The 21,963-nt window shown below is 61.6% G+C and carries 19 protein-coding genes and 2 tRNA genes; 11 read left to right on the top strand and 10 right to left on the bottom strand.

Annotation, left to right across the window (positions count from 1 at the left end; genetic code table 11):
• Window positions 1-303 precede the first annotated feature (303 nt).
• Together ABID59_RS06360 and ABID59_RS06355 are read left to right on the top strand one after the other, a co-directional pair.
• On the top strand, window positions 304-6,087 hold the full coding sequence (locus tag ABID59_RS06360; RefSeq protein ID WP_354082800.1) for a cadherin-like domain-containing protein: 5,784 nt from the start codon (window positions 304-306) through the stop codon (window positions 6,085-6,087).
• A 68-nt stretch (window positions 6,088-6,155) separates the two neighbouring features.
• Window positions 6,156-6,232, top strand: a tRNA-Ile gene (locus ABID59_RS06355).
• A 270-nt stretch (window positions 6,233-6,502) separates the two neighbouring features.
• On the opposite strand, the gene ABID59_RS06350 is transcribed toward ABID59_RS06355, so the two are convergent.
• Window positions 6,503-7,183: a transposase gene (locus tag ABID59_RS06350; protein ID WP_354082799.1), complete on the bottom strand. Its 681-nt coding sequence runs from the start codon at window positions 7,181-7,183 to the stop codon at window positions 6,503-6,505.
• Between the two features lie 8 nt (window positions 7,184-7,191).
• On the opposite strand from ABID59_RS06350, the gene ABID59_RS06345 reads away from it, so the two are divergent.
• Entirely contained in the window at window positions 7,192-7,380 is a 189-nt protein-coding gene (locus tag ABID59_RS06345; RefSeq protein ID WP_354082798.1) for a hypothetical protein, read from the top strand.
• Here ABID59_RS06345 and ABID59_RS06340 read toward each other — a convergent pair.
• The gene (locus tag ABID59_RS06340) at window positions 7,349-8,077 is read right to left on the bottom strand and encodes a hypothetical protein (RefSeq protein ID WP_354082797.1); all 729 of its coding nucleotides are present in this window, start codon (window positions 8,075-8,077) and stop codon (window positions 7,349-7,351) included. The two genes, ABID59_RS06345 and ABID59_RS06340, sit on opposite strands and share 32 nt — an antisense overlap.
• A gap of 248 nt (window positions 8,078-8,325) precedes the next feature.
• On the opposite strand from ABID59_RS06340, the gene ABID59_RS06335 reads away from it, so the two are divergent.
• Entirely contained in the window at window positions 8,326-9,504 is a 1,179-nt protein-coding gene (locus ABID59_RS06335) for a hypothetical protein (RefSeq protein ID WP_354082796.1), read from the top strand.
• A gap of 209 nt (window positions 9,505-9,713) precedes the next feature.
• Window positions 9,714-10,271 carry a hypothetical protein gene (locus tag ABID59_RS06330; RefSeq protein ID WP_354082795.1) on the top strand — a complete coding sequence of 186 codons (558 nt, stop codon included), beginning with the start codon at window positions 9,714-9,716 and terminating at the stop codon, window positions 10,269-10,271.
• A gap of 578 nt (window positions 10,272-10,849) precedes the next feature.
• Here the strand turns inward: ABID59_RS06330 and ABID59_RS06325 are convergent.
• Together ABID59_RS06325 and ABID59_RS06320 are read right to left on the bottom strand one after the other, a co-directional pair.
• A complete protein-coding gene (locus tag ABID59_RS06325; RefSeq protein WP_354082794.1) occupies window positions 10,850-11,632 on the bottom strand; it encodes an HNH endonuclease signature motif containing protein in 783 nt (260 codons plus the stop codon).
• 7 nt (window positions 11,633-11,639) lie between these two features.
• Window positions 11,640-12,062 carry a hypothetical protein gene (locus tag ABID59_RS06320; RefSeq protein WP_354082793.1) on the bottom strand — a complete coding sequence of 141 codons (423 nt, stop codon included), beginning with the start codon at window positions 12,060-12,062 and terminating at the stop codon, window positions 11,640-11,642.
• Between the two features lie 282 nt (window positions 12,063-12,344).
• Here ABID59_RS06320 and ABID59_RS06315 point away from each other — a divergent pair, with 282 nt between their 5' ends.
• On the top strand, window positions 12,345-12,797 hold the full coding sequence (locus ABID59_RS06315; RefSeq protein WP_354082792.1) for a VOC family protein: 453 nt from the start codon (window positions 12,345-12,347) through the stop codon (window positions 12,795-12,797).
• Between the two features lie 290 nt (window positions 12,798-13,087).
• Window positions 13,088-13,726 (top strand): glutathione S-transferase family protein, encoded by a 639-nt coding sequence (locus ABID59_RS06310; protein WP_354082791.1) that lies wholly within the window; start codon window positions 13,088-13,090, stop codon window positions 13,724-13,726.
• A 118-nt stretch (window positions 13,727-13,844) separates the two neighbouring features.
• Here ABID59_RS06310 and ABID59_RS06305 read toward each other — a convergent pair whose 3' ends face one another.
• From ABID59_RS06305 to ABID59_RS06295, 3 genes are read right to left on the bottom strand one after another with little or no spacing between them, the layout of a single operon-like run.
• A complete protein-coding gene (locus tag ABID59_RS06305; protein WP_187435159.1) occupies window positions 13,845-14,012 on the bottom strand; it encodes a hypothetical protein in 168 nt (55 codons plus the stop codon).
• Window positions 14,013-14,017: 5 nt separating this feature from the next.
• On the bottom strand, window positions 14,018-14,257 hold the full coding sequence (locus ABID59_RS06300; RefSeq protein ID WP_354083113.1) for a hypothetical protein: 240 nt from the start codon (window positions 14,255-14,257) through the stop codon (window positions 14,018-14,020).
• A gap of 47 nt (window positions 14,258-14,304) precedes the next feature.
• Entirely contained in the window at window positions 14,305-14,559 is a 255-nt protein-coding gene (locus tag ABID59_RS06295; protein WP_148753893.1) for a PilZ domain-containing protein, read from the bottom strand.
• Between the two features lie 227 nt (window positions 14,560-14,786).
• On the opposite strand from ABID59_RS06295, the gene ABID59_RS06290 reads away from it, so the two are divergent.
• Window positions 14,787-14,861 (top strand) — tRNA-Glu (locus ABID59_RS06290).
• A 15-nt stretch (window positions 14,862-14,876) separates the two neighbouring features.
• On the opposite strand, the gene ABID59_RS06285 is transcribed toward ABID59_RS06290, so the two are convergent.
• The 3 genes from ABID59_RS06285 to ABID59_RS06275 form a co-directional block, all read right to left on the bottom strand.
• Window positions 14,877-16,520 carry a hypothetical protein gene (locus ABID59_RS06285; protein ID WP_354082790.1) on the bottom strand — a complete coding sequence of 548 codons (1,644 nt, stop codon included), beginning with the start codon at window positions 16,518-16,520 and terminating at the stop codon, window positions 14,877-14,879.
• A gap of 26 nt (window positions 16,521-16,546) precedes the next feature.
• Window positions 16,547-17,992, bottom strand: coding sequence for a glycosyltransferase (locus tag ABID59_RS06280; protein ID WP_354033560.1), 1,446 nt, complete (start codon window positions 17,990-17,992; stop codon window positions 16,547-16,549).
• Between the two features lie 271 nt (window positions 17,993-18,263).
• The gene (locus tag ABID59_RS06275; protein WP_354082789.1) at window positions 18,264-19,277 is read right to left on the bottom strand and encodes an acyltransferase family protein; all 1,014 of its coding nucleotides are present in this window, start codon (window positions 19,275-19,277) and stop codon (window positions 18,264-18,266) included.
• A gap of 394 nt (window positions 19,278-19,671) precedes the next feature.
• On the opposite strand from ABID59_RS06275, the gene ABID59_RS06270 reads away from it, so the two are divergent.
• The 3 genes from ABID59_RS06270 (at window position 19,672) to ABID59_RS06260 (ending at window position 21,518) form a co-directional block, all read left to right on the top strand.
• Window positions 19,672-20,154 carry a hypothetical protein gene (locus ABID59_RS06270; protein ID WP_354082788.1) on the top strand — a complete coding sequence of 161 codons (483 nt, stop codon included), beginning with the start codon at window positions 19,672-19,674 and terminating at the stop codon, window positions 20,152-20,154.
• 346 nt (window positions 20,155-20,500) lie between these two features.
• A complete protein-coding gene (locus ABID59_RS06265) occupies window positions 20,501-21,127 on the top strand; it encodes a PilZ domain-containing protein (protein ID WP_354082787.1) in 627 nt (208 codons plus the stop codon).
• Between the two features lie 130 nt (window positions 21,128-21,257).
• Entirely contained in the window at window positions 21,258-21,518 is a 261-nt protein-coding gene (locus ABID59_RS06260) for a hypothetical protein (protein ID WP_354082786.1), read from the top strand.
• Window positions 21,519-21,963 lie beyond the last annotated feature (445 nt).

Raw genomic sequence — 21,963 nt, 5'->3', positions numbered from 1 at the left:
CGGATCAGAACGCTCACGCCGTCAGCGTTCTGTATGTCGCCGGTGCAGCCGCGGCTCCTTTGCCCGTTCAACCGGCGCCAGCGCCGAACATTTCACCATCTCCGACGCCACGGGCGAAATGACAGGGCTTGGCACCTCGCCGCGCAAGTGTGGCCCCTCTGTCTCGCGACCAGCGTAGGCGGCGGCGTTGCCCAAATCGGACCGAAGTCAACCGAACGGTGGAGGCAGCGGCCGCTCGTTTCAGATTGAGTGTTTGTGCTTTGCCGGGGACGTCAACCATTGCGATGAAGGAGTTTAAATTCGATGGCGGACAAGCCGGTTTATTCGACGGACCAAATTATCGCTCAGCTTCAGACGCAGTGGGCGACAAATGATATCGCCTACCACGACTGGGACCAGTCGACTGTCAGCTACTTCATTGGCGACACCACCGCCGTAGGCGACGGCAAGACTGGCGAGAGCAAGGGCTGGACGGCCATGGCCGCGGATCAGACCGCGGCTGCGACCGAGGCCTTTTCGATCTGGAATGAGCTGATCGCGAATATCAACCTCGTCGCGGTGACAACGGTCGATACCGCGAACATAACGTTCGCTTACTCAACCACGACGACCAAGGATGGCACGTACACCGCGCCCACTCTCGGCAGCTCGACAGGCGATGTGAGAAGCATTCTCGGGACTTATTCCGATTTTTCGATCAAGCATCAAGCGATATGGATGGATGCCAATCCAACATGGCCGTCGCTGCAGACCGGTGCAATCGCGACTTTCTCGAGTTACGGGCTGGATACATTCGAGCATGAGATAGGGCATGCGCTGGGTCTGTCGCATCCTGATCCTTACGATGCCTCAGACGCCATCAAACCAACTTACGATGCGAATGCGACCTTTCTGGAGGATCAGCGCAAATATACGATCATGTCGTATTTCGGCTCTGAGAACACAGACAACTCGGGCTGGTCGAACACGGAAACTCTCACATCAAACTTCTTCTCGTCCACCCCGATGGTCTACGACATTGCGGCGATCCAGGAAAAATATGGCGCCGACTTCACCACCCGCGACGGCGACACCACCTATGGCTATAACTCAAACGCCGGGTGGGACTTCTTCGACTTCACTAAAAACGCGAATCCGGTGTTCACCATCTGGGATGGCGGCGGAAACGATACAATTGACGCCTCCGGCTACGACAAGGCCCAGACGATCGACTTGACGCCGGGCGGCTATTCGAGCGTGATGGGCCTGACCGATAACGTCGCGATCGCGTTCGATCCCGGCAATGGATACTCCGGCGGCGCCAACGATGCCCTGATAGAGAATGCGATCGGCGGCAGCGGCGACGATACGATCACCGGCAATTACGGCAACAACCACCTGGTCGGTAATAGCGGAGACGACCGGCTCTACGGTATGACCGGTGCCGACGTGTTGGAAGGCGGCGACGGCGACGATCTCCTGGATGGAGGCGGCACCGGCAACGGCATCTATGTCAGCTTGACCGACGTTCTGACGGGTGGCGCTGGCCGTGACGCCTTTGTCTACACCCCGGGTGATCACCACACCACCATCACCGATTTCTCGATCACCGACGACAAGCTCGACCTGACGCAGGTGACCCAGGTTCACGACATGACCAGCCTGATGGGCTACGCCCAGCAGGTCGGGAATGATCTCGTCTTCGATTTCGGAAACTCTGGTGACTCGCGCGACGTGCTGCGCCTGCAGAACACGACCCGCGCGCAGTTCGAGACCATCGATCCGCTGTCGCTTGAGGTGACAGCCTCGGCAAGCATCACGATCACACCGAATCCGGCCGACAATGTTTCGCCCATGTATGTCTCGGTGGCGCCGCTGTCCGGAGGCGGGTTTGTCGCCACGCGGTTTTCGGCCCTGGACTATCCCGCCCACCGGATCCTCGCCTTCCGCTACGACGCCACGGGCACGCTGGTGGATAGCGTCCAGGTCAACACCGGCCCGTCGGACGCCATCATGGTCCGCGCGATCGGGCTCGGCAGCGGCAAGACGCTCGTTGTCTGGGATTCCCCGAACGGGGGAGAGGGCAGGACCCACGCCATCCTCGCCCGTCTGCTGGACGACACTGGCACCCCGATCGGGGACGAATTCACCGTCAACCAGACGCACTTCGCACCGGGCGGCGACTCATATTATCTTTCGGTCTATGCGTCGAGCGGCGGCGGCGCCGACGTGGAGTACTACGCGCCCTCATCGCTGATAAGCCATGGCAGCCCGGTAAACCTCGCTTACCGCGCCGGCATCTCGGCAGACGGCGACGTGGTTGGCGAAACCAGTCTGGGCGATGACTATCGAGGAATGTTCAACTCGAACGTCAACTATACCTATGCCATCCCAGGGTATGACTACTACGCGCAGAGCGGCGAGGATGGCAAATATCACGCCTTCTACAAAAAGGTAGGCGAAGCTCCGGTACAGCTCGACGACGGTGACTTCTTCCCGGATAGCATCGGACTGGACCAACCTCCATTGCAGGCGATGCGACTCACCGATGGACGCATCCTGTTCTCGTATCTGAGCGGTTACTTTGCCGGCTTGTCGCAGTGGGTGGTCGCCGACAAGGTCACTATAGTGAACGCTGATGGGCATGGATTCACCAGGCCGGGCACGGATGGTGATGACTATCTGCAAGGCGGAGTGGGCAACGACCAACTCTACGGCTTTGGCGGTAACGACGTGCTGTTGGGTATGGGTGGCGGCGACCTGCTGGATGGCGGGGCCGGAACGGACACCGCGGCCTATTCGCGCTCGACGGTGGGTGTCACGATCGATCTGCACCTCACCGGGCCGCAAGGCGGGGCAGGCGACGGTACCGGCGACACGCTGGTGTCGATCGAGAACCTGATCGGCAGCGACTTCGGCGACAGTCTGGACGGCGATTCCGGACCAAACCGCATCGATGGCGGGAAAGGCGACGACATCATCCATGGCAATGGCGGCAGCGACATGCTGCTCGGCAGCGCCGGCAACGACACGATCGTCCTGACCGCGAATGTCCCGATCGGCGAACCGGCGCCGGAGGCCCATGGCGGCGATGGCGACGACAAGATCACGATCAATGGCGACAACGCCGTCGCCTATGGCGACGATGGTGACGACAAGATCACCGTCAACGGCAATCACAACACGGTCTACGGCGGCGCTGGCAACAATACCCTCACCGTGATCGCTGGAGAGGGGAATATTCTGTTTGGCGGAGACGGCGCCGACGCTCTCACCGGCGGGCCCGGCGACGATGTTCTTCGTGGCGGCGACGGCAACGATTTCTATGCCCCCTCTACAGGCCACGACATCTACGACGATACGGGCGGCGATCGGGATTACCTTATATATGATGGCGTCCTGGCGGATTTCGCCATCAGCTATGACCCGATCTCCGGCACCCTCACGATCAGAGACACCCGCCCTGGGGCGCCGGATGGCGTCGCGACCATCAACGGCATCGACGATTTCACTTTCCGGGACGGCGACCATACGCTGGCCGAAATGGTGAAGATTGCCGGCGGACCAAGTGGCCTCAGTCGGGTCGTGGACGGGTATATCGCCGGCGCGACGGTTTTTGCCGACGCCAACGATGATTTGTTGCTCAGCCCCGGCGAGGTCTCCACCCGCACCGGTGCGGACGGCGCTTTCACGCTCGTCGGCGGAACGGGGGTGTTGGTGGCGACCGGCGGGACCGATGTTTCGACCGGCCTGCCGTTCGGGGGGCTGCTTCTCGCTCCCGCAGGTTCGAGCGTGCTCACGCCGCTCACGACGCTCGCGACGCTGCTGAGCGTCGGGACGGTGCTGACGAAGCTTGGCTTGCCGACCGGTTTCGATCTCCTGCACGCCGACCCGGTCGCGCAGGCGGGCGCCGGCAACGCGGATGCAATCGCCGTGCTGATCGCCGGCGCACAGGTGCAGGACACGGTCTCGTTGATCGCGGCCGCGCTCGTCGGTTTGGGCCAGGACCCGAGCGAGACGGCATTCAACGCGATCCGCGCCGTCGCGGGACAGTTGAGCACCCAGAGCGCCGTCGACCTCACGAGCGTCGCGCAACTGACCGCAATGGCCACTGCGGCGGGGCTCAGTGAGGCGGTCGCCGATGCTGTCGCGCATGTCGCGGCCGCGACCAATACGAGCCTGGCGCACCTCTCCACCTCTTCGACGGTGTTAGACGACGTGGCGTTCGTGGAAACGGCGGTCCAGGGAAGCGCGGTGGACGCCGTCACGCAGGCGGGGAGCGACCCCGTGCTGCTCAACGCCGTGGTCGCGGCCTTTGCGGATGGCGTCGAGACCGGGAATGGGTTGCCCACCGCGGGCGGTGATCACGTCACCGCACAGGAACATACGCCGCTCGTCATATCGGCCGCCGCACTTATCGCGAACGACACCGATCCCGACGGCGACACGCTGAGCCTGGTCAGTGTCGGTCACGCGACCCACGGCGACGTGGTGTTCGATGCCACAAATCAAACCGTCACCTTTACGCCGGATGCCGGCTACAGTGGCGCCGCGGCTTTCGACTACACGATTTCCGACGGCCATGGCGGCCTGGCCACGGCGACGGTCGGCGTTACCGTCGCCATCGCGACACCCGCGGCTCCGACGCTGACACTTGCCCACGATTCCGGCGCGTCCGGCACCGACCGCGTCACCAACGATGCAACCATTGCGGTCGCGGCGGTCCCCGGGGCGACACTCACCTATACGGTGGATGGAAGCGTCGTTGCTTCCTATGACCCCGCTGGCCTCACGCAGGGCGTCCACCACGTCAGCGTTACCCAGACCAATGCCGCCGGATCCGTCTCGGCCGCCGGCGAGATCGAGTTTACTTACGACACCGTGGCGCCGGATCTCGCATTCGCCGCGCCAACCGGACCCATCATCACGGACAGGCCAACCGAAATCTCCGGCACCGCCGGGCTTGAGGATTCCGGGCGGACCGTCCAGATCAGCGAAGGCGGATCGGTGCTCGGCGCCGCGATTGTAGGCTCCGACGGCAGCTGGCACGCTGATGTCACGCTCCACGGTGTCGGCGATCACACGCTGGTCGCGTCGGCCACCGACCTCGCGGGCAACACGGATCAGATCTCGACCACGCTGTCGGCGGCCGCCAATGGGGTACCCACCGCGGGCGGTGATCACGTCACCGCACAGGAACATACGCCGCTCGTCACATCGGCCGCCGCACTTCTCGCCAACGACACCGATCCCGACGGCGACACGCTGAGCCTGGTCAGTGTCGGTCACGCAACCCACGGCAACGTGGTGTTCGATGCCGCCCACGATACCGTCACCTTTACGCCGGATGCCGGCTACAGTGGCGTCGCGGCGTTCGACTACACGGTTTCCGACGGTCATGGCGGCCTGGCCACCGGGACCGTTGGCGTCACCGTCAAGTCAGGCACCACCGGGGGCGGCTGGGGCGACGTTCACTACACTTCGTTCGATGGATTCAAATTCAATCTGCAGTCGACTGGCGATTATGTCATCGCCCACGCGACGTCAGGCCCGGAATTCGAGATCGAGGGACGCGCTGAAAATCTGGGGCACACCGGGGTCAGTTATCTGACAGCCGTCGGTGTCGAGGCGGGCGACCACCTCATTGTGTTCGACGAGGCCAAGCCGAGCACGATGCTCGTCGACGGCCATGCCGTCACGTTCGCGGTCGGCGACCGCCTCGACCTCGGAGATGGTGTCGTCATCGGCAGGGCGACAGCGACGACGCACCAGATCGAGACATCGCTCGATTTCGTTCAGATGACCGATCACGGCAGCTATCTCGATCTTTCCGTGCATGCGGGAAGCGCCCGCGGGCCCGGCAGTTTCGAGGGATTGCTCGGCAATCTCGACGGCAACGCCAGGAACGATTTCGGCCTTGCCAATGGCTCGTGGCTGGTCAATCCAAGCACCAAGGTAATCGAAGGGCTGTTTGCGGATGCCTGGCGGGTTGGACCGCAGGACAACATGCTCGTGAGCCTCGGCAACGAAACTTTCGCGCAAAGGCTAAGCGATGCGACGCATGATCATGCGTCGGCGATCTCCGTACACGACTGGCACATGATCTGAGCGTTTGCCAAAGAGATCGCGGCCCGTTCAGATTGACCGGGCAAGCATTCCCGCAGCCGGATCGCGGCGGGGCCTGTGGCTCAACGGTTATAGCCGGCCGCTCATAACGGTCTGGTTGCAGGTTCGAGCCCTGCCGGCCCCACCACGCTTCCCAACCGCAAGGCCGACCACGGCTCGCGCCCGCAACTCAAATATCGAAAACACCCCCGTGCAAAGTAACAGGGGGCGCCGGCATGGATGCTTTTGGGCGGATCCTGCCCGGCCAGGAGTCGCGTCGCCGCTGTGTGCCTCAAGGTGAGCGATGTGACGTCTCCAGCGTTAGGATCCAGCCCGGAAATTACGGTGACAGTGCTGGACTGCACTAAATTTGCTCGCCATCGTATTACGGTGGTATTTCGGTGACAGTGCACTAAATTCACTCGTCGTCGCCGCCCTGCTCGTCCTGCGGCTTCGGTCCGCGCTTGGCCGGTTTTAGAGACCGCCCGGTCAGCCGCTCGAGGCGGGCGAGGAAACGATCATTTCCGAGCGGCCGACCGATGCTTTCCGCAGCGCGCAGCCGGTCGAACAGGTCCGTCTCCGGCGTGCCGTGGAGCAGGTCGGCGAAACGCGGGAAACGCTCCCTGATCGGTGCAAGCGCAGTCACTCCGTCGTCCTTGCCGCGCAGATGCGCACGCGTGCTCGACCAGCGCCAATCCTGCGCCCGCTGCACCAGGCGGGCGCGCACCGGGTTGAGCGACACGTAGCGCAACGCCGCCGCGAGATGCTCTTCGTCCATGGCCACCGCGCCAAACCGCCCCTGCCAGAAGTGCCCCGTGCGCTTGCGCCGCGCCTGGATCACGCCCGCATAGGACCGGTGCACGCGTGCAAGCGCGCGGCGCAGCCCGTCGGTGTCGGACGGGACCAGAACGAGATGCACGTGGTTCGGCATCAGGCACCAGGCCCACACTTCGACCCCGGCCGCCCGGCAGTTCTCCGCGAGCAGATCGCGATAGAGTGCATAGTCGCCATCGCCAAAAAACGTGCGCGCCCGGCCATTGCCGCGCTGGGTGACATGGTGGGGGTGACCGGGAATGACGACACGGGCGAGACGGGCCATGCCCCATCATGACCGCAGAGCAGCGCGATGTCAATTTAGTGCACTGTCACCGTAATTCCGGTCAGCCGCTCGAGGCGGGCGAGGAAACGGTCATTTCCGAGCGGCCGGCCAATGCTTTCCGCGGCGCGCAGCCGGGCGAACGGGTTCGGGCTCTGCCGCGCCGCTCTAACGGCAAGTACCTGACGGCGGCGCGTTGAACCGATCAAGGAAAAGGTCTCTGACTTTTTGAAAAACGACAAGACCCGTTCCGTCAGACACGCCCCTGATTATGTCCGGACAGATCGCGAAAGTACCCTGCTTTGAAACAATTCTGACGCCGTCGATCTTGTGATAATAGTAAGTTAGCGGGAACTCCTGATATTTTTCGTAGTAGGCGAGAAGTCCGACGATGGCGGCTTTGCCTAAAAGCTCCTCTGAGAGTTCATTAGGGACAAACGTCTTGGCAAAGAACGACGCGACCAACGGGGCATTTTTATCATCTTTTTTACGTAGCTGGTTTGCGTACATCTGGGCGAGTTCACCCCGATCGAGCACCAGCGTTCCGGCTCCCTTGTCACCGCGCAACGAGCAGACGAGGCCATCAGTGCTGTGCGCGCAAAGCGTGAGTGCCGGGTTGAACTGAGCGTTTTTCGCCCCTGTCTTGAAATCTTGATAAAATCGATCGTATCCGGAATGCGTAGGCAGCAGCGTGGACGTCAGAGCGGTCTGCAAGAAGTCCTTTTCTCTATCGTCATTGTATGCCTTACCCATGCCAATACCGGCCAGCAGCAAAGCCACAGCACTCAAACCAAGCTTTAGCTTCTTAGGTGGCGCTGGAATCCAGACTGCGACGACAGCCACGACGCAAGTGAGTCCAAGCGCCAAGTATTCTGAGATTGAGTACAGAAATTCCATCACTGACTTCCAAGCATCAAAGGATTTTGGAGGCTGAATATTTTAACGTGCATTGATAGCGTGGCACAGCCAAAGAACAATGTCTCGCCAGAGACGCGCATTCCCTGTTGATAGCCAATACGCTATTGTCAGATGAACGCACTAGGCGCCACGCCGGAGTGCGCCATCGGTATCATGGGCTTTTCGTCGAGGGAGATTCTCGACATCGAGATAAGTACCGAAATTGGCCACAGGACGACGTCCGATAAATGTCAGACTGGATACCGATTTTCCTGATGCCGAACCTTCGGGTTGGCCACGAGGTGATTGCCGAGGAGATGGCGATCGTTCCTTTCGATGACCCGCGCGTTGCCGCATATGAGAAGGAGTTTCCGAACTTCCGGCGTTTCGTGCGGAAATTTACTGACCCCTTTGGGGCTCGCATCGCACCAGGTGTCTTCCTTCTTCATTCGAAGGCGCCCAAGACCTTTCGCTCGATTGACGCTGTTTCGAGCTTTCGCGACCTCCTCTCCCTGTCGGTAATCCCGCTCCAGCGAGCGCGAGGCATCATTCACGGCCACTCGCACAACATCCAGTATTCGGACTATTTCGACTTTTACCCGTGGACCTTCAACGACCAGAACATGCATCTCGTCTGCAACACGCCGGGACTGGTCGGGTTGCACGAGGTGAGCGCGTTCAAGGGCCAGTCATCACCAGTTCTGTCTGCGCTCGACTTCAAGCATATGGACGTTGACGCGCCCCTGCTGAAGGCGCTGCTGGCGCGGTGGCGGGGCCGCTACTCGACGACGAAGCCTGAATGGGTAGACCGGGCCCTCTTCCGATCTTTGAACATGGCGATGGCGGCCTCCAAGGTGCCCGCCGGCGCCGACGTGACGAACTTCGCGTCGGGCCGGAATCTGGGCCTTTGGGTGAGTGCCTTCGAGATTCTAACCCACACCGGCCAGGAAAAGCTCAAGCTCGGCCATGTCTACGACAAGGTCGGGAACGCGCCGTGGAGAAACAAGAAGACCAAGCGAAAGCTGTTCAGCCCTCACCACTCGCAGATCAAGCGAAACCTTGGCTGCTGGGTGTATGGCGAAATCTACCGAGTGCGAAACCACTTCCTCCACGGGGAGCCGGTATCGCCCCAAAGCCTAATCGTGAAGCGGTCAAAGCGAAATCTATTCTCTTACGCCCCTATGCTTTACCGGATGCTCCTTACCGGCTTCCTCAAGCTGCCTGAGCCTTCAAGCATCAAGAGCGTAGAATGGTCCCGGGAGCGCTTTGACCTAATCTCAAACCAGGGAGACATCGAGGAAGCCATCATGACTGTTCTGGTCTCTGAGAAGCAGTACCGCGCCGAGCGAGCCGCACGGCTGGCCACAGCCAGAATGCGGTCACGTCAGGCAACGCCTGTTCAGCCGCCACCCGAAGCCGCGGGTTGATGGCCCGAACCGGACTCCCCATCGTACTTATGGTGACAGTGCTGGACCTCCACCCCGCAAGTGAGACATGCGGCGAGTTGGGTCAGGGTCCGTGCCACTCGCGCGAGACCTCAGCCGGAGACCGACATCGAGCGTGAAATGGAGGACTCGCTAACCTATTAATCGCTCCCCCCGGCTTGTATACTGAGGTGTTTCCTCGGGAGGTTGCGATGGAGATCAGTCTTCGACTCGCTCAGGATATCGTCGAAGCCCTCGATAAGGTCATTGACGCCGTCGAGAAGCTGGGAACGATGGTCTATAAAGCAGGACAGACGGCAAACGAGGTCTTAGAGAGGGGGTTCGCAAAGAGAACAGAAGGCCGACTTCGTGCGCTTTCCACTAAGACCACGTATTTGGTCGAGAGCATGTGCCCACGACTGCTAAATTCGATTGAGCAGTATCTCAATCTCCGCGACGCCCAGCAATGGGACGAGTTCCAAAAGGAGCTCCAAAACACATTAATTGCGGTCGGCGGTCTCTCCGATAAGATCGAAGGCAGTTCGAAGGCCCTCGCCACGACTGACTTTTTTCCGGTCTTGGTCAGTGCCGTCACTCAACGGGAGTTGGTCTTAGCCAACTTCGCAAAAATGAAACCTCCTACCAGCCATGAAGAAATCGAGGCAGCTAAGGCGCTTGTAGAGAAGTATGCGCGGCTACTCGTCGTCCTTTCCAACGCAACTAAACAACTCGGTGGCTACATCGAAGCATTGGAGGCAAAGAAGGCCTAGCGAAATTAGAATGTCTCATTCCAGGGGCGCAGTCCAACACTGTCATCGTAATTCGAAATTGCCAGGAATTACTCAAGCTGACGCGTGTCAGCGGGTTGACGAAGTTCCTTACTACCGTCTTCCCGAAGTCGATCGACGAACCACCATTAATGGCGATTGGGTACTTCCTACGATTCCACACCTCGAACGTAGTGACCGCTTCGAAGAGCCCCTCCTCAAGCGGCGAGCGCGCCCTGCCGGTCACGAGTACGGTGGGCGACCAACCATAAAGATTGCGATACCCGATATATGCGGTCGTCACCGCGACGATGATGCTCGCGAGGCGCGAACGCGGTATAGGCGACGAGCTGAAGCGTAGCTACCAGCATGGATTCTCCCATTACGCGTACCACCGTCCCCACAAAATAAGATTGGAATAGAATCGGCACGCCATACTTCCAGACCAAGCCGCCAGCCGCTCGCTTGAAAAGCGAGGAAGGCTACCCACAATGCGACGACTGCTGTTGAGCCGGGTGCAGTCCAGCACGGTCACCACAATTCCGAGAGAATGCAACCAAAGTCGCCTTCAGTCGCGCGAATTAGCCGATATATTTCAGCTTCTTCCAGCGCTTCCGCCAAGCGGCGTGGTCAAAATCTGTGAGATACTCAGATGCCAGCCTCATTGCAGTTCGCTCAACCGCGTCCTGCACATCCACCAGCGTGTAATCCAAAGTCTCTATTGTACCGCTTCTGGCCCGCCAACCATAAGAACTTGGCTCAACGAGCATACGATTCCAAGAATTCCGAGTAGCGATGTATTCGCTAATATACTCGTGCGGTGATTTCGAGCCGAAGTGGTAAGGGTCGATCCAAGCAGCTAACTGTACCCAGCCCTCGGTCAGGATGTCGATGATGAGGTGCGTACCCGGTACTACTCCCTCTCGATCATTGATCCACATCTTCTCCCCCTCATTGACCGCCGTCTGAAACATGCTCGGGAGGCTGTTCACGTAAATTAGGAGCTTTTGTTGGGGAGGCGCTTCCCAAGTAGGTGGGGAAGCTTGCGATTGAGTGAGGCCCACCATGCGCTCTACGACAAAACGATCCGCTTGCGCTCGTCGCTCTCTGACCCTTCTGATCCATTCGTCTCGATACTTTGTAACCTCCGCAGCGCCGAGCTTTCGACCGAATCCGCCGCTAATCTGAGTATCGTTATGGTCCTGTAGGCAAAGCACTGCGAGATTTTCGCAAGCGGGGTTCGTATTATCGTCGTCTATGTGGTGGATCTGAACATCTTTACCCGGCTCGTTGCAAATGCAGCAGGTATGATCATGTTCGAAGAGTACTTGGACGGCGGTTTGCTCTGGAATCGGAATGCGCATATTCACGCTACTTTTTGAAAAATGCCAAAACGCCGAAGATGCTGCCTGTCAAAGCTAGTGCAAGCGTTACACGGTTCGCCCAGTATTCCCAGTCGGCCTTTTGTTCGGCTCTAATATCCGCGCGAAGCTTTTGCGCCGCCGCCGCGGTGAGATATTGCTTACGAGTCCCCCTCGGTTGCATCCAGCTCTCTGCATCCTCCGGCAAAGGCACGTGGAACTTGTAGGCTTGTCTTACAAGATATTCCGAACGGAATTGGTCAAGCGCCCGCTCGTGAATTCCTAGCTCCTTCCCTACCATATACTTCACCCGCGGCTCGTCGTCGTCGGTTGGCTCGTGATCATCGGGTATCTCTTCATACGCCTCCGATAATGCAAAACGCTCTTTGAGGTGCTTTCTCAGCAGCCAGCGGTATCGCAATTCGTCCAGCATTCGCGGCCTCTCAAGGCAGATCCCGCCTCCTACTACCACTAATTGAGTGGCAATCTCAACGAAGCGGGAGCGGGTGTGCGGCGGCATTCGGCCCTATGGTGATGGCGCACTAATCATTCCCCACCGACGTCCTAGTCCACGCTTAGCTGGTTTAATTCACCACCCGCTTCACACTCACGTACATGTGCCCCCGCCCCCTGCCCCTCTTCCCACTTTCCTGCTATCTCTCCCCCGCCGTCCCGGCCCAAAGCAAAACCCCATCCATCCAAGGGAGCAACAACCATGCGATATCTTCACACCATGCTGCGCGTGCGCAATCTCGATGTCGCGCTGAAGTTTTACCAGGATGCGCTGGGGCTGAAGGAGGTGCGGCGGATCGAGAACGACAAGGGGCGCTTCACGCTGGTGTTCCTGTGCTCGTCGGACGATCTCAAGGCGCTGAAGACGCAGCCGCAAACGCGCGGCGCGCCGCTGGTCGAGCTCACCTGGAATTGGGACGAGGAGACGTATGGCGAGGACCGCTTCTTCGGCCATCTCGCCTATGAGGTCGACGACATCTACTTAACCTGCGAGAAGCTGATGAAGGCCGGCGTCACCATCAACCGTCCCCCGCGCGACGGCAACATGGCCTTCGTGCGCTCGCCCGATCTGCACTCGATCGAGATCCTCCAGAAGGGCGAGCCGAAGGCGCCCGCGGAGCCGTGGGCGTCGATGCCGAATACCGGCCACTGGTAAGGCTCTCGCCACAGGAACAAGGCCCTCGCCCGCCGCGTTCACTCCCCAACGATGCGATTGGAGGAGGAAACAATGGGACGCGGATTATTGTTGTGGCTGCTGGGGGTGCCGATCCCGGTGATCATTCTGCTGTGGCTGTTCTTCGGCCATTGATTGCCTGATCGACCCTGCCATGAAAGCTCCGCCTCGGGCGGAGCTTTTTGCATGAGGGGCGCGCGGCAATCGCGGCTCGCTGACTTCGCGAAATTCCGCTATCACCCGCGAAAACGAAACGCTGCGGGAGGAACGACATGCCAGAGACGAAGCTGACGATCTGGGGCCGCGCCAATTCGGTCAACGTGCAGAAGGTGCTGTGGTGCCTCGCCGAGCTCGCCCTGCCCTACCAGCGCATCGACGCCGGCATGGAATACGGCAAGACCCGCGAGGCCGGCTATCTCGCGATGAACCCCAATGCGCGGATCCCGACGCTGGTCGAAGGCGACTTCAGCTTATGGGAATCCAACTCGATCATGCGCTATCTCTGCATGGCGCATGGGCGCGGCACGCCGATCTATCCGGAGGCGCCAAAGCTGCGCGCCGGCGTCGACCGCTGGCTCGACTGGACGCTGTCGATGGTGCAGCCGGTCGACCGCCCGGTGTTTTGGGGCATCGTGCGCACGCCGCCCGCCGAGCGCGACATGGTCAAGATCCAAAGGGATGCCGATGCGGCCGCCGAGGTCTGGGCGATCGCCGATCGCCTGCTCTCCACGCGGCCCTTCATGGAGGGCAACCAGTTCACGCTCGCCGACATCGCTGTTGGCGCCTATGCGCGACGCTGGCTCGGCGTCGAGGGCATCACCCGGCCGGCGCAGCCGAACCTGACGCGGTGGCTCGCCGAGCTCGGCAAGCGACCCGGATTTGCGCAGCACGTGGCCCCGCCGATGTCGTGACCCGCTGACGCGGCTTAAGCTGCGGTGAGCGCGCGCAAAATCGCTATGAGCGCGCAAACCGCCCGCGCCTGGCCTCTACTGTGCATGGGGTTGTTTTCGCGTTTTCTGTTCGGGCGGCCTAGTGCCGGCCGCGCTCGACCAGCACGACGACGACGATCAGCACCAGCGTGACGATCGCAATGGAGATCTTCGCGGTCCAGGACATCCCGCGTCCGACCCACCACAGCAGCGCGCAATACATCAGCGCGGGGACGAGGAGATCGAGCCGCAACAGGTCCGGCGACATCGGGGCTAGCGCCCGACCGTGGTGCCGACGCTGACCGCGCCGCCGATCTTGACGCAGGTCCCCTCGACCATGGTGAAGCCCCGGCCATAGGCGGCGCAGCCGTTGGGTCTCGCAGACCCGGCGGCGCCCTTCAGCGGCAGGGCCTTGCCCGACTGCGGCTGCTCGCTCGGCGGCAGGCGCAAGGTCTCGGCCCCGGCTGAGGAGGTAGTAGCGAGAGAGATCAGAAAGAGGACGGTCGCGCGCATCCGCGCCTTGTAGCCCGGACCCGCGCCAGGCGCCATCCGGGCCGCCGTCAGAGGAACTTGACGCCGGCCGACTTGCCGCGGCGCCACACCACCTGGCAGCTCCGCCCGGTCCGGGCATCGCGTGCAAATGCCATCCGGATCACGCCCGGCAGCTGGCTCGCGTCCTCGTCCAGCGTGATCCTGGCGCCCGAGGCCGAGATGTCCTCGACCAGGCAATGCCGCGCCGCGAATCCGCCCGCGAGCGTGATCCAGGCGTGCTGCGACAGCAGCTTGCGGCTTGCGCGCTTCTTGGGCTGTGGCATTGGCGAAAAATCTCTCCCGCTCCAGCGCTAGCCCAGGGAACCCTAAGAAACGGTTGAAATCGCCGCCCGAATGATCCCGGGGCGCGTATCCACCGGGCCCAAAACAGCGTTCCGGAACGGCTTGCCCGCGGGCCCAAAGGCCACTATACGTTCGCCCGCTGCCAGCCGCCGGGCACGACTCGCGCGGCCGGCAGGCCTGTCGCCAAATGCGGCCCGGCCTTGCGTTTGCTCCCTTCGTCTATCGGTTAGGACGCCACCCTTTCACGGTGGAGAGAGCGGTTCGATTCCGCTAGGGAGCGCCAAGCAGCCCCCATCCCTCACCGCTCGCCCAGGAAGCTCTCGCGCACCTTCGCGCAGGCGAGCCCGATCGTGTAGACGTGGACCCCCTCGATCACGCAATGGTCCGGCTTGAGCGCCAGCAGCCCGATCGAGGTTTCCTCGTTCAGCTCCCACGGTGCGCGGACGATGATGCAGGGATAGTCCGCGGCGAGCTTGGCGTAGCTGGTGGTGCGAAAATTGCTCTTCAGGACGCGCGTGTAGGTGTTGTGGTCGAGCAGGGCGACCGTGAAGGCGCGCTCATAGGCAGCAGAGAACCTCTCCCGCATCGCCTGGTCGCCCCAGAGCTGCAAGGTCATGTCCCAGCCGTGGTTCATGTCGTTTTCCGGTGCACGCACGAACATGCCGGAGACGTTGGCGCAAGCCGGACCGGCAGCGACCACGGCGTCCGAGAGCCTGGCCCCGATCGCATTCGCGCGCGAGGTTTGCAGCGCGACAGTTCTGGCGTCGATCAGCGTCACCGCGGTCGTAGCGGCACACAGGCTGCCCGCCAACAGGGATAGCGCCACCGCCGGGATGGCCGGGACCAGACGCCTGATCTGCACCACGATCAGGACGAGGACGCCGCCCGTCAGCGCCCAAGATGCCATCATGTAATGCAGCGCAAAATGCTTCGACGTCGCCACGAGGTGCGCCGCAAAGATCAGGACGGCGGCGCTAAGCGTGAGGCTGACCGGATCGCGCCACTCGCGCGTCTTGATGCACCAGGCGAGCACCACGGCCGCGGCTGCGATGTAGGTGCCCGCCGCGAACGGCACGGCCGCGATGATCTCGCGCATGTTGGACCAGAACGTCGCGAAGTCGATGAATCCGGTCTCGCCCTCGCCGTAATGGCCCTTGTGGGTAGCGACTTGCACAAGCCATCCGAACCCGCGCGTGATCGTTCCTGGGTTGAAGATCAGACTGAAGCCAACGAAGCCGATCGCCCCGGTGATCAAGGCGGCGACGAACGCCCGCCGGCTTCTCAGCAGGCACACGGCGAACAGCGCCTGCGGCAAATAGAGATATTTGGTCGAGAAGCCGAGCGCGAAAATCAAACCGGACACGACGCCGAGGCTGGTCGCCGGCGGTCGCTCGTCGAGCACAGCCTTGAGCACGATCGCCATGCCGAACAGGGCGATCGCGACCATGAGGCTTTCCGGAGCGAGCACCGTCTGAAAGTGAAGCGCATCGGGATGAACGAACGCGCCGGCCTGAAACAGCAAGCCGGCAATGGCGCTCCGCGTCGTCCGGCCGACGATGAGCCCGCCTGCCAGCAACGCGCCCGAGAGCACCAGCGCCTCGCAAGTCCGCGCCGCGGTGGTGATCGCATCGTAGTGCTTGAGCCCGAACGCGACGATATCATCGGGCCGGGCGACCAAGGCCCAACCCCTGATGACCAGCTCGACGAGCAAAGTCGTCGTCGTTCCCGGATGATCGAATTTCAGCGAGCCATATCCGGCCGCCGCCACCAGCCCGTTCATGGTGTAGGCCGATTCAGGATCGACCTGGACACCCCAGACCGCCTGCCAGGCCGAATAGAGCAACGTCGCCGCCAGATACAATGACGGCGCGATGAGGATCAGCGATGTTCGGCCCCTCCCGCTCAGGCGCGCGTCAGGAAAACTGCAATCGGCCGACATCATCGTCGTCGCACCGTGGTTTCCACGGCCTAGATCGCCTTGATCTTGAGAAAGGCGAAAGCCACCATCTTCAGCAGCATCCAGCCGTGGCGAAACCTGGAGATCTGGGTCTCGCCATAGGTGCGCGCGGCGTAGCGGATCGGAAGATCCACCGATTTCAGATTGAGCTTCGATGCGCCGAAGATCAGGTCGAAATCGCCGAACGGATCGAAATCGCCGAAATAGGCCTTTCCGGCTTTCAGGCGCTGATAGTCGCTGCGCCGCAGAACCTTGGTGCCGCAGAGCGTATCCGTATAGCGCTGATTGAGCAGCCAGGAGAACAGATAGGAGAAGATCTTGTTGGCGATCAGGTTGAGGAAGCGCATCGCGCCCTCGTCCATGGGATAGACCAGGCGCGAGCCATTGACGAACTCGCCCTTGCCCGACAGCAGCGCCTCGACGAATTTCGGAATCTGCTCCGGCGGCATGGTCAGGTCGGCGTCAAGAATGATCAGCACGTCGCCGCGCGCCGCGTCGAACGCGGTGAAGACGGCGTCGGCCTTGCCCTTGCCCAGCTGGCGCATCACCTTGATGTCCCTGGAAGGATGCGCCTGCTTGACCCGCTCCATCTCCTCGAAGGTGCCGTCCTGGCTATGGCCCTCGATGAAGATAATCTCGATGTCGCCGCAGAAGTCGGGCATCCGCAGGACAGCCGGCTCGATGTTGCCGCGCTCGTTACGCGCCGGCACCACGACGGTGGCCGAGCCAAACTCCTCCCTCGCCCTGCGGCTCGAGCGCGCGACCATATAGTGCCGCAGCGCCACCTGGCGGATTCCCGGCAGCACGCTGACGAAACGATTGAGGAGGCGCCCGAGCCCGAATATCCGGACCGGCGAGAGCACGCGTTGCTCGGACTTGACCGGATCGAAATCCGCAAGCCTCGCCAGGCTGCGCAAGTCGGACGGCGACAGCACGTTCTGATCCGGCTGCGGCATCCGCAGGCCGATGAGCTCGGCGAATTTCAGCACGGGGTACCAGAGATGCGAGAAGTAACCGATCACCAGCCGCGTATCACGCGTGCAGAGCGGATGCAGCTGGGCGATGAACTTCTGACAATCTTCCAGCGAACCGATCGTATCGAGGACGAGAATATAGTCGAACGGGCCTTGCAGCGCTTCCAGTGTCGCGGGGTCTTCGGCATCGCCTTCGACGAACGTGAGATAGGGGTGGCGCTGTCGCGCGATCCCGATTTGCGTGCCGCAAAAATCTATTCCGACGCCATGTGATGGCGCGAGGCTCGCGAGCGTGTCGCCGACGCCGCATCCGATGTCGAGGACGCGACTTCCCGCCGGGATTAGGAACCGGAGATAGCGTTCGTCCTCGTCGTGAAAAAAGCTGTTCTTCTCACGCCATGCCACGCGGTCCGTGGCGACGCGGTCGGCGTGATCGAGGATGCCTGCTTTTCGCGGAGACAGGCCGCCAGACATGACGGTCATGTCCGTGACAAGACATAGGCCCCGTCGGGCCTGCTCGAACGACAATTTATCGCGACATCAGGCACCACGGCGCGAAGCGCCGCAGACATAAAACGACACATAAAAAGCAGTCCCCCCGAACCTGTTGCTACTCAAGCGCAACTGCAGCGGGACTTCAACAGGAACATCATCCGGCGCGCCAGAAATTCTGTCCCAGTCCACCGACGATCCGATGCTGACCGAACGTGCCGTACCGGCGCGGCGAAGGCTAACGACCGCGCTGCGGACGTCTTCAGGTCGTCGTGAAGACCTCACGTCGCCGGTCGCGCCATTTTCGGCTTATCGCGATGAACGGCTCTTCGATGAACCGCCGGGATATCCACGCCATCGGCGTGGTCAACAGCACGCCGAGGACAATGCTCAACAGGATCGACAGCATGGGCCAACCGTCGATGGCGCTGATGCGGACCGCGACGCTCAAGCCGATCATGTGGAAGAGATAGAAGCTGTAGGATATCCGGCCGTAGAAGCCGATCACCGGCTGATCCAGCAAACGAATGCCGCGCTGCAGCTCCCCAAACGCGATCAGCGCAACCAGCAGCCCGGACGAACAGGCTTCGAGCAGGATGATCGGCGCGGTTTGCTTTTGCAGGCCGCAATAGAGAAGCAGGACACCGGCCACGACAGCCACCACCATCTGCCGACCGCCGATAGCTTCCACGAGGCGGCGTCCCGAGAAGTGCAGCGCTACGCCAAGCACAAAAGCGTACAAAGGCGCGAGGTTCGTATAGCCGCCGAGCAGGTGCGCATATGGTCCGATGAACGACAGCCCGAACAACACCGAGATCGCCGCGATCAGGACGCGCGGGCCAAACCGCCGGCCGCCCAGGAAGGTCAGAACGATAACCGGTGTTGCGAAGCACTCCACCGTCATCGACCACATCGGCCCATTGATGTCGTGCCGGATCATCAGAGCGTTCAACATCACGTTGAAGGGCGAAAAATCGGACCCGAAGCCCAGATAGAATCCGAAGGCCTCGTGAAGCCCGGCCAGCAGCAGTACGACCGCAACCGCCGCCGGAAACAGCCGGAGAATCCTGTGACGCAGGAATACCGCGATGTCGTCGTTCCGAGCCAGCGAGCGCGACAGCACGAAGCCGCTCAGCACGAAGAAGAGCACCACCGGCGCCATGCCTGTGACATAGGTGTCGGTGAATCGTCCGAACGCATGGTAGCCGACGACAGAGACCGCAGCCAGGCCGCGCAACGACTCAAGTCTAGGCAGGAATTCGAGTTCTTGAACCACGATCGTCCTGACATCCGAGGTCTGGATTTTGGACGGCTTCTTGATCTTGCAGCATCCGCGTTCGCACTTAGCCACAACACGGCACGTCATGGCAATCTATGGAAATGAGATCGTCGGGGCCGGCCTTGATCGCTCGGGAAGCCGGCCAGGCCGGCGATGCGCCGGCAGAATCTGTCATCCCGGTATGAACCTCCCGGCCCCTCACCTCCGACCAATGTCCGAAGGAAACCAACCTCGCCCACCGCGACGGTGTCACGGCTTGAAGGATCGGGTTCGGTCCATGGAGCAGCACAAATCCACCCCGGACGGCCACTCCGGCGCCCCGCCGGCTGTGACCACGCCCCCGGCCTGGATCCACTGCACCGCGCCCTATTTGCCGGACCGACGCGCCAAAATGCTGGAGCACATGGCGCGCGCCAGATCGGTGCCGCAGCCCCAAGCCGCCAAGGCAACTGAGCCGTCGGGCATGAGCGGCTGGCACATTCTCCGCGCCGCCTATGGCTGCGCAATCCTGTCAGCGATCATCGCGTTCTTTTTCCAATCGCGCGTGCCATTTTACCTCGGGGCATTCATCTTCCTGACCGATGGCGAGCGCATCGAACGCGCGCTCGCAACGATCGGGATCCGGTTCGAGCCGGAAGCGATCGGGCCCGAAATCGTCAAAGGCTTCGTCTCCCTGTTCGGATGGTTTGCGCTGCTCGTGTCGTTGCGGGACCTGGTCCCCGGCTGGCTCGCGGCATGGATGCCTCCGGCCGAGGCGTCGTGGTCAGTCATCGCCGGCATTGCCCTTGCGATCGTCATCGTCGAAGCGCTCGCGCACGCGCGATGCGGCCCGCATTGCCATGGCTCGGATTGGAGATCAGGTGGGACAGCCTGACCTGGAAGGTGATCAAGCTCGCCGTGGCCATTGGCGCGCTGGTTTTGCTGGCGCTGCACGGGCCTGCCTGAATGCCGCCGCTCAGCTCGGGCCAAGAAGCCCGCGTCAGGTCTCAGTAAGCCGGTCGAGAAGCGGCGAGAGCCTCGACTGCACCGCTGGGTCGCAATGACGTGGTTGTGAATGAGCGCACCCGATAGCCGGGACGTTTTGCCGCTTACCCCGGCACACTACCGCCCCGGCCATTTACCGGAAATTTACCCCTGCTCCTGAGCGCCGGTATCATTTGCTTAGAATTTGATCGCTACCGTGGAATTACGGAAACAACCAGAAACACGATCGAGCGCCCATGTCCGTCGCAGAGTTCCTCAGGCAGCGTGCAGTCGAAGTAACCGTGAGCGGCAGCTATTCGCTGCATCGCTGGTACGATTGCGAGGGCAAGCTGCGAAACTTCGCCTGCCGCACCAAGCGCGTCTCGCCCTTCCGCATGATCGTCGACGTGCCGGTCGTCGGCAAGATCGGCGAGCGCGTAACCTCCTACTTCCAGGATTTCGGCGAATTCCAGTGCACCATCAGCGCGACGCTGAAATCGGGCTTCCTGATGGAGCTCGACATGACCCGGGCCCGCCGCGCCTGGATGTCGGAAAAGCTGACCTGGCTCGAAAAGAAGCAGAAGGACGACAGCGTCCTGGACCTGCGCCGTGACGCGCGCTTCGTTCCGCAAGCCTCGCACACATTCCTGACGGTTGCCGACGGCAGCACCCATTCCTGCTTCATCATCGACGTCTCCACGGCCGGCGCTGCGATCTCCTGCGAATACGACCCGCCGATCGGGACCCCGCTTGCCGTCGGCGCCTGCGTCGGACGCGTCGTCCGCAAGTTCGACAATGGCTTTGCGGTGAAGTTCGCCGAGAAACAGCAGCGGGACGACCTCGTCCGCCTGGTCGTGCGCCAGGCCATGCCGCAGCCAGCCTGAAGCCGGTCCAAACCAATCCGTATTGCTGCCCCATCGCGGCCCCATTGCTGGATCAGCTTTTGGGGTCCGTGCCACGTGCCGGGCTTCATTTGCAGACTTTTGAGTTGCGGACTTGCGATCGGGGGACCGGATGGCAGTCGACAAGATCACGGTTGATAAGATCACCTGGGAGAGGGTTGGCCGGGTCACCGAGCCCGGGCGCTACATATACACGTTCGGCTGGCTCACCATTACGGCCGACGATCTCGATATCTGGAAGCAGTATCCGCAAGCCGCCTTCACGCTGCTCGCCCACCATTCCCAGCCAGACGAGGCCGCCGTCGGTGATGAATTCCACCTTGGGGCCTTCGACATCGCGCCCGACGCTCCACCGCCGTTCACCACCCATTGAGAGCAGAAAGCACGGGCCCTGCTCGCCTTGCGGGCGCTGGTGTGACATGCCGTTGCGCAGTGCGCAGGCCTGCTCGGGAACGCATGGCATGCGCGTTGCTTAATCAACGCCATGATTCATATCCCTCCCGCCGACCAGGCCTTCGTGCTGCTGCTCATCGTCTCCTGCCTTGGCACATGCCTCATACGCGCCATCTGGGAGCTCGAGCAGGTGCGAACCCGCCTGGTGGCATCACCACTCCGCGGACGTGCAACGAAGCGTGACTAAGCGGTCCAGCTGGCCGCGCGGTGGCTTGTCCCGCCTCTGGACTCGCTGCCCGCCCACGTGCATCGTGGATTGAAGAAACCTGCACATTGCCTTGATCTGACTTATCAATCGCGATCCGCTGACAGGCGCGCAGCCGTTACGGTTGACGACGAGGTGGTTCTGTCATGCGATTGATTAC

Origin of the sequence: Bradyrhizobium sp. S3.3.6 (genome assembly GCF_040546905.1) — a bacterium.
GTDB classification, from domain to species: domain Bacteria; phylum Pseudomonadota; class Alphaproteobacteria; order Rhizobiales; family Xanthobacteraceae; genus Bradyrhizobium; species Bradyrhizobium cytisi.
Note: the sequence above shows the minus strand (reverse complement) of the source record. Positions and strands in the feature narration are given on the sequence as shown.

Bases quoted from the DNA above. Each gene is read 5' to 3' on its own strand.
- ABID59_RS06360 (WP_354082800.1), top strand. From the start codon at position 304: ATGGCGGACAAGCCGGTTTATTCGACGGACCAAATTATCGCTCAGCTT.
- ABID59_RS06350 (WP_354082799.1), bottom strand. From the start codon at position 7,183: ATGGCCCGTCTCGCCCGTGTCGTCATTCCCGGTCACCCCCACCATGTC.
- ABID59_RS06345 (WP_354082798.1), top strand. From the start codon at position 7,192: ATGACCGCAGAGCAGCGCGATGTCAATTTAGTGCACTGTCACCGTAAT.
- ABID59_RS06340 (WP_354082797.1), bottom strand. From the start codon at position 8,077: ATGGAATTTCTGTACTCAATCTCAGAATACTTGGCGCTTGGACTCACT.
- ABID59_RS06335 (WP_354082796.1), top strand. From the start codon at position 8,326: ATGTCAGACTGGATACCGATTTTCCTGATGCCGAACCTTCGGGTTGGC.
- ABID59_RS06330 (WP_354082795.1), top strand. From the start codon at position 9,714: ATGGAGATCAGTCTTCGACTCGCTCAGGATATCGTCGAAGCCCTCGAT.
- ABID59_RS06325 (WP_354082794.1), bottom strand. From the start codon at position 11,632: ATGCGCATTCCGATTCCAGAGCAAACCGCCGTCCAAGTACTCTTCGAA.
- ABID59_RS06320 (WP_354082793.1), bottom strand. From the start codon at position 12,062: ATGCTGGACGAATTGCGATACCGCTGGCTGCTGAGAAAGCACCTCAAA.
- ABID59_RS06315 (WP_354082792.1), top strand. From the start codon at position 12,345: ATGCGATATCTTCACACCATGCTGCGCGTGCGCAATCTCGATGTCGCG.
- ABID59_RS06310 (WP_354082791.1), top strand. From the start codon at position 13,088: ATGCCAGAGACGAAGCTGACGATCTGGGGCCGCGCCAATTCGGTCAAC.
- ABID59_RS06305 (WP_187435159.1), bottom strand. From the start codon at position 14,012: ATGTCGCCGGACCTGTTGCGGCTCGATCTCCTCGTCCCCGCGCTGATG.
- ABID59_RS06300 (WP_354083113.1), bottom strand. From the start codon at position 14,257: ATGCGCGCGACCGTCCTCTTTCTGATCTCTCTCGCTACTACCTCCTCA.
- ABID59_RS06295 (WP_148753893.1), bottom strand. From the start codon at position 14,559: ATGCCACAGCCCAAGAAGCGCGCAAGCCGCAAGCTGCTGTCGCAGCAC.
- ABID59_RS06285 (WP_354082790.1), bottom strand. From the start codon at position 16,520: ATGATGTCGGCCGATTGCAGTTTTCCTGACGCGCGCCTGAGCGGGAGG.
- ABID59_RS06280 (WP_354033560.1), bottom strand. From the start codon at position 17,992: ATGACCGTCATGTCTGGCGGCCTGTCTCCGCGAAAAGCAGGCATCCTC.
- ABID59_RS06270 (WP_354082788.1), top strand. From the start codon at position 19,672: ATGCTGGAGCACATGGCGCGCGCCAGATCGGTGCCGCAGCCCCAAGCC.
- ABID59_RS06265 (WP_354082787.1), top strand. From the start codon at position 20,501: ATGTCCGTCGCAGAGTTCCTCAGGCAGCGTGCAGTCGAAGTAACCGTG.
- ABID59_RS06260 (WP_354082786.1), top strand. From the start codon at position 21,258: ATGGCAGTCGACAAGATCACGGTTGATAAGATCACCTGGGAGAGGGTT.